The following is a 311-nucleotide window of genomic DNA, read 5'->3' as shown; positions in this document are numbered from 1 at the left end:
TAAGAAAAACCCTGTGAATATCGGCACGGTCAGTATAGTTGACGGGAAGGGTTGTTGTATGCCCGATGGACTTGCTTTGTTCGCGCTCCGGATTGACCGGGGACTCGTCCTCCCCGTTGGCCGCACGCTTGAGAACCAGCCCCAGCACGCCAAAATGATTCGTAAGCAGCGAGGAATCGGCGTGTGCCAGCTGGCCGAGCGTATGAATATGCAGCCTTTTGAGCTTTTCGGCGGTTTTTTGCCGATGCCGTATAGATAAGAGCATGGCTGCGGCCACAGTATGGACGGTACATCTCTTTTGCGCAGCACGG

Annotated in this window: 1 pseudogene; it reads right to left on the bottom strand. The window is 55.0% G+C overall.

Annotation, left to right across the window (positions count from 1 at the left end):
- Positions 1 to 311: pseudogene (locus tag ACZYR9_RS27650) on the bottom strand (DNA polymerase IV); the annotation flags it as partial.

The organism is Paenibacillus sp. F024 (genome assembly GCF_057814255.1).
Note: the sequence above shows the minus strand (reverse complement) of the source record. Positions and strands in the feature narration are given on the sequence as shown.